At 70.2% G+C, this 9,770-nt stretch carries 5 protein-coding genes; all 5 read right to left on the bottom strand.

All coding sequences use genetic code 11. The features are described from left to right. Nucleotides 1–45: 45 nt before the first annotated feature. From CHC05_RS38295 to CHC05_RS38275, 5 genes are read right to left on the bottom strand one after another with little or no spacing between them, the layout of a single operon-like run. A complete protein-coding gene (locus CHC05_RS38295) occupies nucleotides 46–1,728 on the bottom strand; it encodes a condensation domain-containing protein (protein ID WP_089255562.1) in 1,683 nt (560 codons plus the stop codon). Then, nucleotides 1,725–4,412, bottom strand: a complete 2,688-nt coding sequence (locus CHC05_RS38290) for an amino acid adenylation domain-containing protein (RefSeq protein WP_089255561.1) — start codon at nucleotides 4,410–4,412, stop codon at nucleotides 1,725–1,727. Before CHC05_RS38290 ends, CHC05_RS38295 begins: the two co-directional genes overlap by 4 nt. Next, nucleotides 4,409–5,353 (bottom strand): TauD/TfdA family dioxygenase, encoded by a 945-nt coding sequence (locus CHC05_RS38285; RefSeq protein ID WP_089255560.1) that lies wholly within the window; start codon nucleotides 5,351–5,353, stop codon nucleotides 4,409–4,411. The genes CHC05_RS38290 and CHC05_RS38285 overlap by 4 nt, the downstream gene beginning before the upstream one ends. After that, entirely contained in the window at nucleotides 5,350–8,484 is a 3,135-nt protein-coding gene (locus CHC05_RS38280) for an amino acid adenylation domain-containing protein (protein ID WP_144022970.1), read from the bottom strand. Before CHC05_RS38280 ends, CHC05_RS38285 begins: the two co-directional genes overlap by 4 nt. Beyond that, a complete protein-coding gene (locus CHC05_RS38275) occupies nucleotides 8,481–9,740 on the bottom strand; it encodes a Zn-dependent hydrolase (protein WP_089255558.1) in 1,260 nt (419 codons plus the stop codon). Before CHC05_RS38275 ends, CHC05_RS38280 begins: the two co-directional genes overlap by 4 nt. Nucleotides 9,741–9,770: the final 30 nt, after the last annotated feature.

Raw genomic sequence — 9,770 nt, 5'->3', positions numbered from 1 at the left:
GCGGGGTCCAGGATGCTGTCCGGTGCGGGCCCGGGCAGATCCGGGCTACCGGGCACTGGTGTCCCTCTCGCCTGTCCCGGCACCGTCGATCGCCGCGGCGATAGCGGCGATTGTCGGGTGCCCTACCAGGTGCTGGATCGTCAGCTCGGCGTCGAGGTCCTCCCGGATCCGGGCGGACAGGAAGGCGAGCAGCAACGAGTTGCCACCGGCGTCAAAGAAGTCCTCGAACACTCCGATCTCGTCGCGGTGCAGCAGATCCACCCAGATATCGTGGACGGCTTCCTCCGTCGGGGTTCGCGGCGGCGCCGGGACGTCACCAGCGGCGGCACCGCTCAGCACGTCTTGGTGTCCCAGACTGGCCGCGGAGACCGGCAGCATGGCGGCCAGATCAGCGATCCGCCGGCCGGCGTCGTTGGCGGCCGCGGCGAGCAACTGCTGGTAGGCGGTGGCCAGCGCGGTGGCGCTGGACTCGTCGAACAGGTCGGATCGGTAGATCAGCCGGCCGCCGAGGCCACCGGAACAGTCGTCCTCCCACACGTGCCATTCCAGTTCGTAGCGGATGTCGACGCGGGTGACGGGGAAGGCGCGGATCTCGGCTCCCGGCAGGACGATGTCCTGGTACGGCAGGTTGGCGAACGCTAGCGAGGTCTGCTGGAGCACCGCCGCCCCGCCCACGCGTTCGACGACGCGCTGGAACGGCACCGCGTGGTGCTCGTACCCGTCCAACGCAGTATCACGGACCTGGTCCATCAGGTTCTCGAACGTCATGGCGCCGGCGACTCGTGACCGCAAGGCAAGCACGTTGACGAAGAAGCCGATCAACGGCTCGAACGCCGCGGCGGGGCGGCCGCCGTACGGGACGCTGATGACGATGTCGGGCTGCCCGCTGGCATGGTGCATCAGCGCAACCAGTGCGGCCTGCAGCACCATGAACGTGGTCGCCCTGCGGGTACGCGCGAGTGCCTCGATCCGGACCCGGTCTGTTGCCGGGATCCGCAACGGGACTTCCGCGCCGCGAGGCTGCGGCGCCGGGACCGCGGGATGGTCGTGCCGTAGTCCGGGAAGCGTTGCGATTCCCGCGAGCTGGCGCTGCCAGTACGCCAGGTGATCCTGCTCGGTCGCCGCGTCGGCCTGCGCCTGAGCCATGACGAAGTCGCCGTAGTCGGCGTCGAGGGCGGGTAGTTGCGTGTCCCGCCCGGCGTAGAGGAACGAAAGGTCCCGGGCGAAGACGCTCTTAGACCAGCCGTCGCAGTAGAGGTGGTGCATGGTCCAGAAGAACACGTGCCGCCGTGGGGCCAGGATCACCAGGACGAGCCGCAGGCCGTGCTCGGTGTACAGGTCGAACGGACGTGCCGCCTCCCTGTCCAACAGGGCATGGGCGGCGTTCTCGCGCTGCTGCTGGGGTAGATCCTGCAGATCGTGCACTGTCATCAAGGCAGGCTGCGGCTCGTCGACGACCTGGGCGAAGGCGGGCCCGTCGTGGACCAGCCTGGAGCGCAGGACGTCGTGCCGCCGGATCAACTCGCTGAGGCCTCGCCGTAGCGAGGCGATGTCGAGGTCGCCGATGATCTCGATCGCGGCGGGCACGTTGAAGATCGGGCTGTCGCCGGCCCGTTGCTGCTGCATCGCGATTCCGTGTTGCCCCGCGGACAGGTGCCGGACCTGACCGGGCGCCGCAGTGTTCGTGTCCGGGCCGGGGCGGTTCGCCGCCGTGGGTGTAGGGGTCATCGGACGGTCTCCGTGTCCGGTGCTGGCGCGCCGGCGGTGCCGCTCGCCGGGCTCACCGCCGGTGGAGTGGTCTCGGGCCGAAGCTCGGAGGCGAACGCGACCAGCTCGGGGGTGGCGAAGATGAGGCGGAGCGGAATCTCGCGGCCGAGGCGGTCGCGAAGCCGGGTGATGACGCGCGCGGCGGTGAGCGAGTTCCCGCCGATCTCGAAGAAGTCGTCGCCGGCGGAGACAGGCCGGCCCAGGACCTCCCTCCATACCTCAGCGACGACGGTCACGACGGGATCGTCATTGGTGCCGACCTGTTGCGGGAGGCGTCGCAGGTGGGCTCGCAGGGCGTCAGCAATCCGAGGGCGGTCGGCCTTGCCGCTGGAGGTGTGCGGTATCTGGGTGAGGATCAGCAGTAGGACGGGGACGTGGTGATCGGGTAGCCGATCTCGCAGGTGCTCGAGGAGTTGCCCGGTCGTCACCGGGCGAGGCAATGCCGGGGTCGAGGCCGTCGTGCGCACCCGTTGGGCCGGCTGCTGTTCGTAGCCGGGACGGCGGGCGTACACGTAGTACATATCCGTTCCGGCGAACATAGCGTCCTGCGCGGTGGCGACGTGGAATCCGCGCTGGCGAAGAAGCGCGACCGTGCGTGCGAGTCGACCGTCGACGTCATGGGCTTCGGCCACGACCTGGGCGATGCGGAGCCAGTCCGCGTCGTCGATGCCGGCGAGCAGATCAAGCTCCGAGTCCTGCACGTCGATCTTCAGGAGGTCGACGTGCTCGACGGCCTCGGCGGTGAGCATGTCGGACAGCCGGGTCAGCGTGCAGGGGAACTTCTGCGGCACTAATTTCGCATCGGCCAGCTCTCCGGTTACCTCGCGCAGCTCGCCGGGTACGTCTCCGGCCGCCACCTGGTTGCCGATGATGGAGGAGATGGTGCGGGCCTCGCGGGCGGGGTCGGCGTGGATCGAGCTCATGCCGACGCTGTGCGGGTAGAACGTCAGCGTCGCCGTGCCGCGGTGGTCGCCGAGCGCCACCTCGCGGACCACCGCGTTGGTACATCCGTTGGCGGCGAGGTTGATCCGCAACGTCTCGGCGGCCGGGCCCGCTGGCTCGACGGCGATGATCCGGCCGTGCGGTGCCCGCCGAGCGGCGAAGAGGGTGAACAGGCCGATGTTGGCGCCGGCGTCGATGACGCATGCATCACGGGGTAGGACGATCCCGTGCTGAAGGTAGACCTCACGCGTGAAGATCTCGTCGAACATGAAGTCGGTCTCTGGCGGGTTGAGGTCGAGCACGCGGGGACCGTCGGGCAACTCCCGCAGCCGTTGCAGCACCGCAGCGTCCAGGTGCCCGGGCCGTAGCTGGACGGCGGCTGCCACCCGTACCTCGGTGTTACCGATGTCGACCACGACCGCCTCCGCGACGGCTGGGTGCTGGCTCAGCATCAGTTCGACCTCGGTCAGGTCGACCCGGTGGCCACGGACTTTGACCTGGGCGTCGCGTCGGCCGGCGAACCGCAGGGTCTGCCCGTCGTACCGGCCCAGGTCCCCGGTGCGGTAAGTGCGCGCGCTCGCGGCCGACACCGGGAACGCCGCCGCGGTGCGGCCGGGATCACCGGCGTATCCGCGGGCGAGGCCGGGACCGGTGACGACGATTTCCGCGATGCCACCAGGCGGGACCGGCGCCCCGGCCGATCCGACCAGCGTGAGGGACGTCTCCGGGATCGGCTGCCCGATCGGCACGACCGCGCGCTGGGCGTCGGCCGCGGTGACCGGGTGGACCGAGACGATGCCGGTGGTCTCGGTCTGTCCGTACATGTTGAAGAACCGGCACCCCGCCGGCGCGAGTGGGTGCCAGCGGCGAACCAGTTCGCCGGGCAGCCGTTCGCTGGCGGTCAACAAGAGCCGAAGGTCCGTCCCGAAGCCGCCGTCTGTCGCCTCGGCGGCGTCGAGCAGGACTGCCAGCAATGACGGGATGACGTCGACGACGGTCACCTTGCTGGCCCTGACCCGCCTCAGCAGTTCTGCGGGGTCGCGCCGTTCCGCAGAAGCGGCGAGCACCACCCGGGCACCACGGGACAGCGGCAGGAACAGCTGCCGGACCGACGAGGAGAACGCGAACGACGCGAAATGCAGGTAGGCGTCGTTGGAGGTGATGCCCCCGATCGTCTCGTTCAGCGCGCGGACGTTGTAGCACACGTTGCGATGCCCGACTTCGACGATTTTGGTGGTCCCGGTGCTGCCGGACGTCGGCATGAGGTACGCCGGGACGTCGACCGAGCCTGGGAGGAACGCGCGCCCTGCATGAGGCGCGGTGTCCTGAGTATCGATCGTGGTCCGATGGATCGTCTGGGCACACTCCGGCGCTGGGCCGGCGGAGATCAGCAGGGTTGGTGTTACGCGTTCGAGGATCTCGGCGCAGGTCGCGGGAGCATCGAAGTCCAGGGGCAGGTAGGTGCAGCCGGCCTGCAGCGCCGCCAGGATCGCGACGACAGTCTCCGCGGTGTGGGCCGCCTCGACGGCGACGACATCCCCGGGAACTGACCATCGGCTGATGCGGGCGGCCGCAGCGGCTGCGGCGTCGTGCAGCTGCCGGTAGGTCAGCGCGCCGGCGGAGCTCTCCAGAGCCACGGCGTCGGGAGTCCGCGACGCCCAGGTACGTACCAGCTCGGGGATGTGCGGGTTGTCGGTGGTCACGCCGCCACCTGTTTCACGTCGGCCAGGCTCACCGGGGTTCCCATGGCCACCAGGACCTCCCGGTCTCCGGTGAACGGGGTTCGTCCATGCGCCGACAACATGTTGTCGATGATCATCACGTCGCCGGCCTTCCAGGCGAATGATGTGGTCTCCTGCTCGTACGCCTCGCGGATGGCGTCGAGTGCGGCGGGGGCCAGCGGTGTTCCGTCACCGGCGCGCGCGTCCATCGGCAGCTCGTCGCCGAATAGTTCGCGCAGCGCGGCCTCGGACTCGGGGCCGGAGTTGGAGGGATGCCACTGGTGTGCCTGGTTGAACCACACCTTGTCGCCGGTCACCGGATGGACCACCGCGGTGGGGCGCACCTGACGGGTGATCAGTGTGCCGTCCGGGAGCCAGGTGGCGTCGATCTCGGCGTCCCGGCAGTATTCGTTGACCGCTTGCTGGTTGGTGGTGCCGAAGACCGTAGGCCAAGACAGACCGAAACCTTTGTCAGGTGGCATCCGTCGGCGGTACTGGACCGTGTCCGGCAGCAGGCCGCGTGCGGCGAGCCGCTGGTACAGGCGCCGGCTGTCGGCGATCGGTGTGTGCCCGCCGTCGGCGGCCGGTACCCGACAGAAGAACGCGACCCGCGCCGGCCACCGGTGGCTGTAGGACAGCTCGTTGTGCATCGACACAGTGAGGTCAGCCGCGTATTCGGTCGAGGTGTAGACACCCTCGCCGCGGGCGGCCCGCGGTGACGCGCCTTCGACGTACTGCATTAGCGGTCCCAGCGGGACAGTCGCGAGATCGTGGAATTGCTCTGCGCTGGTGACGTCGAAGCCGCGGAGCAGGATGGCACCGGCCCCAGCGAGAGCCTCGTCGACGTGGCCGGCGTGGCCCTCCAGCCATGTCCTCAGGTCGGTGCCGCGGTGCGGGGCGTTCACCAGGTGCGGGAAGTTCATGGCTGGGGTGCCTCCTTGGTGATCAGAGCACGGTGGAGCGTGTCGACGGTCGGGGCCCGGAACAGCGCCGTGAGGGGCACCGTCCGGCCGGTGCACTGAGCGATGCGGTCGGCGAGGGCCAGAGCTTGCGCGACGGTGCCTCCGTGCCGGAAGAAGTCGCCGTCGGGGGCGAGGTCCGGTCGTTGCGCCTCGCTTCGGAGGAGACCGAGCAGAAGCCGCGGCATGTCCTCGGGCGTCCCAAGTTCCCCGGGCGGGGCCGAAGGACCTGTGGTCCAGCTTGTGCCGTCGTCGTGCGCTGCACCGGCCGCCGCCGTGGTGTGCCTGCCGGTGAGCGCTGCTACTGAGCTGTAGTCGGTCTTGCCGTTCGGGGTGGTCGGTAACGTGTCCAGGACGAGCAGCGGCGCCGGCACCGCCACCCGCGGGAGGTGGTTCGCGGCGTGCCGCCGTACTGCGGCGGTGAGTGTCGCGTGGTCGCCGGATTCGGAGGTCGTGATCGCGGCGGACAGCCGCGCACGCCCTGACGGGTCGCTGCTGGCCACGACCGCTGCCGCGCTGACATCGGGATGGGAGCTCAGGACCGCCTCGACCTCGGCGAGCTCGATCCGGTGGCCGTTGACTTTGACCTGACGGTCCCGGCGGCCGAGGAACTCCAAGACGCCGTCGGCGCGCTGCCGGACACGGTCGCCGGTGCGGTAGAAACGCTCGGCACCGTCGGAGCCGAACGGGCTCCGGCCGTCTGGCGGGTCCTGGCAGTAGCCGTCCGCGACGCCGACGCCGCCGATGATGAGTTCGCCCGGCACTCCGGGGAATACGGGGCGGCCGTGGTCACCGACGACCTGCACGGATGTGCGGCTGATCGCTGTGCCGATGGGCACCGGATCGGGCACCGGTGCGGTGAGGGCGTGCGTCGTGGACCAGATCGTCGTTTCCGTTGGCCCGTACATGTTGCGGACCCGCGCTCCTGCGGCGAGCAGCCGTTCGGCCAGATCTGCGGGGAAGGGCTCACCGCCCACGAGCAGGAGTCGGTCACGCAGCCGCCCATCCGCAGCGGCCGCCACGTGCTGCCACAGCGTCGGAGTGCCCTGCGCCACGGTGATGCCGCGTCCGGCGATGACGTCGAGCACCTCGTTCGGGTCCAGCAGCGTGCTGTCGGCAACGGAGGTCACCCGGGCGCCGACGGTCAATGGGGCCCACAGCTCGAGGGCGGAGATGTCGAAGGTGACCGAGGTGGACCAGAGCACGTGATCCGCAGCGCGGATCGGCAGCCGCCCGGTCATGTCGGTGATCAGGTTCGACAGTGAGTTGTGCGTGATCAGGACGCCTTTGGGCTCGCCGGTGGAACCGGAGGTGAACAGCACATAGGCCCGCCTGTTGACGACTGGCGCGTGGCCCGGGGCGCCGCCGGCGCTCTCGGCATCGATCACCGGCCAACCTGCCACGGCCGGTGCGCTGCCGCCGGTACGGAGGATGACCGTGGCGCCGGATTGGCCGAGTTGTGTGATCAGCCGGCCGGCCGGCATCCGATCCCCGACCGGAAGGTACGCGGCACCAGCCAGCCAGACGCCGAGCAGCCCCGCCGCCAGCATGGCGCCGCGGGGCCCGGTGACGGCGACCACGCCGCCCGGTCGGACACCTGCGTCGACGAGGCGGCGACAGATCCCGGCCGCGGCGCTGACCAGGCCTTCGTACGTGAGAGTGTCGACGGCGAGGGAGCCGGGAGTACGGCGAGCCTGGTCGAGCACGAGTTCCGCTACCGGTTCCGGCGGGACGTCCGTGAGAGCCGTCTCGCCTGGTCGGCCGCATCGTAGGGATCGCCTCGCGGCGACGCGGGACTGGTCGGATGCGGTGAGCAGGGGGATGACGGGCGAGGTATGCGGGCCGGCGTGGTGCAGCAGGTGCTCGTAGCGTGCCAGGAACGCCGCGATGTCGGCGGCCTCGTGCACCGCCGGATTGAAGGAGGCATCGAGGTCCATTCCGTCGGCATGGATCGATACGAGCAGGTGCAGGTCCTCGGTGGTGGCCGGCGCCGTGGTGGGCACCGACGTGACACGTTGTCCCTCGAGGGTGACCGAGTCCAGCGGACCGCCGGGAGAGTGCACGTCCAAGGTGTGCCGGAACAGCAGATTCGGCCACCTGACCGCGGCGCCGGGGCAGCCGGGGCCGCACGAGCCGGCGGCGGTCGCGGACTCGAGAGCGGATTCGGTGGCCGAGAGCAGGCTTGCGAACGTGGCCTGCGCGGTGATCTGCAATCGTACGGTCGCGCCTCGCCCGGTGCCCGTGCGGCACAGCTCCTCGGGTAGGCCGACGGCGATGTCGGAGCCGGCGCCGTGCTGGGTCAGCAGCATGGCGTACAGCGCCAGAAGGGCCACCGGCGGTGTGACACCGTGCCGATGCGCGATGGCATCCAGGGCCCTGCGGCCGGACGGGCCGAGCCGGCGCCGCCGCATCCGGCGTTCGAACCCGGGCCGGCCGGACGGGGTGCGGGCAGTGCCCATCGGCAGGCGATCCGGTACCGAGCCGACGAGACACGGGTGATCCGGCGGCGTATCCATGGCTGAGGCGGGACGCTGCGCGGCAAGGGGGCGCCCTGCGGCAAGGGTGTCGTACGTCGTGAGCAGCTCAGCGAGAAGGCGGCCGGCGTCGAGCGGTCCGGACGCCAGCTGATGAGTGACCAGGACAACCACCGTTCCCGCAGGTGCACGCAGCAGCGCGAGGCGCAGCAGCAGGTCGCCGGCGTCGAAGCGGCGGTTGCCCAACTCGTCGACCTGGACGCGGACTGCGTCGGTCGATGGCACGGACGTTCCCCCAGGGCTGGCATGCCCGCCGGTGCCAGTCCTGGCGGGATCGCTGCTGCCGAGGGCCATCTCGATGGTTGTGGCGCGCGACGATTCCGGCAACTCGGCGACGTAGGTCCCGGCGGCCCGCGGTCCCGCGCCGAACGTTCGGCGCAAACGGGGATAGCGGGTCAGGAGCGTGTCCATTGCCTGGCTAGCAAGGTCCGCCCGCACTGTGACGGATGTGGAAGCCGCCGCCATGCGGTTGCCAACACCACGACGTGAGGCGAGTTCGTGCAGCACCCAGTGCGCGAGATCGTCATCGCTGGCGGCAGATGCCGGATCGCGCGGTCTCACCGCGCCGCCAGCCGGTGGACGGTATGGAGCAGGACCTGCGCTCCAGCGACGAGGTCTTGATCATGGCTGTTCTCGTCGGGGACGTGGCTGACGCCACCGATGCTGGGGACGAAGATCATCGCGGCTGGGGTGACGGTGGCCATGATCTGGGCGTCGTGTCCGGCGCCGCTGTTCATGTCACGGGCCCGAAGCCCCAGGTCGTCGGCGGCGGCTCTGATGGCTCTGCGCAGGTTCGGAGACATGACCGCAGGGCGCGAGCCGACCGCCAGAGTGCAACGGTGGCTGATGCCGTACCGGCGGTCGAGGGCGTGCAGGTATGCGCGGACCGCCTCGTCTGCGGCGTCCAGCCGGCCGGGGTCGGTGGCGCGCAGGTCGACGGTGAGTCGGGCTCGGCCGGGCACGGTGTTGGCGGAGTTCGGTTCCACCTCGATCCGTCCCACGGTGGCGACCTGGCAGGTTCGGCCGTCGTCCGGCAGTTGGTGTACGAACATGGTCAGGTCCGCGGCGGCGACGAGAGGATCGCGGCGGCTTCGCATCGGGGTGGTGCCGGCGTGTGCGGCGACACCGAGCAGTTCGATGGACAGCACGGTGCGCCCGACGATGGCGTCGACGACGCCGATGTGGGCGCCTTCGTCGGCCAGGACTGGGCCTTGCTCGATATGCAGTTCGAGGTAGCCTGCCAGCACGGAGGGGGGCCAGGCCGCCGAGGCGAGGTTCGCCAGGTCGCCTCCGGCGCGTTGCAGGGCGGCCGATAGCGGGTTGCCGTGGTAGTCGGTCGGCGCGGCGGGCAAGTCGCAGCTCATGCCGGCGAGCACCATAGATCCCCAGAAGGGCTGCGGGAACAGCGCTCCCTCCTCGTTGGCGAAGGCCGCGACCACGACATCGGTGTGCAGGTCAGTGTCGTGTTCGGTGAGGGTGAGCAGGACTTCGACCGCGGCCAGCACCCCGTACGCGCCGTCGAGCCAACCGCCGTTGACGACGGTGTCGAGGTGAGACCCGAGGAGAAGTGCCGGCCGGGCGGGCGGCGCGGCGTTGTGGGAGATCAGCAGATTGCCGCCGGCGTCGATCCGTGCGTCGAGCCCTCGCGAGTGGGCGATCTCGGCGACGAAGTCGTTGGCGAGTGATGCGCCCGGGCTGAAGCCCGGGCGGGTGATGCCGCCGGCGGGATCTTTGCCGATCTCGGCGAGCCGGCGAAGGTGGTCGAGCAGCCGTCCCGCGTCGACGCTGAGGAGATCTGTGCCTGTTGTCGAGGTCATCGGGGTGCCTTTCGCCGCTGGTCGCTGTCC

This window comes from Asanoa hainanensis, from assembly GCF_900188485.1.
In the GTDB taxonomy this organism is placed as follows: domain Bacteria; phylum Actinomycetota; class Actinomycetes; order Mycobacteriales; family Micromonosporaceae; genus Asanoa; species Asanoa hainanensis.
This window is presented reverse-complemented; position numbering and strand designations above follow the sequence as displayed.

Excerpts from the sequence above, each read along its gene's own strand:
- CHC05_RS38295 (WP_089255562.1), bottom strand. The coding sequence starts at position 1,728 with ATGACCCCTACACCCACGGCGGCGAACCGCCCCGGCCCGGACACGAAC.
- CHC05_RS38285 (WP_089255560.1), bottom strand. The coding sequence starts at position 5,353 with ATGAACTTCCCGCACCTGGTGAACGCCCCGCACCGCGGCACCGACCTG.
- CHC05_RS38275 (WP_089255558.1), bottom strand. The coding sequence starts at position 9,740 with ATGACCTCGACAACAGGCACAGATCTCCTCAGCGTCGACGCGGGACGG.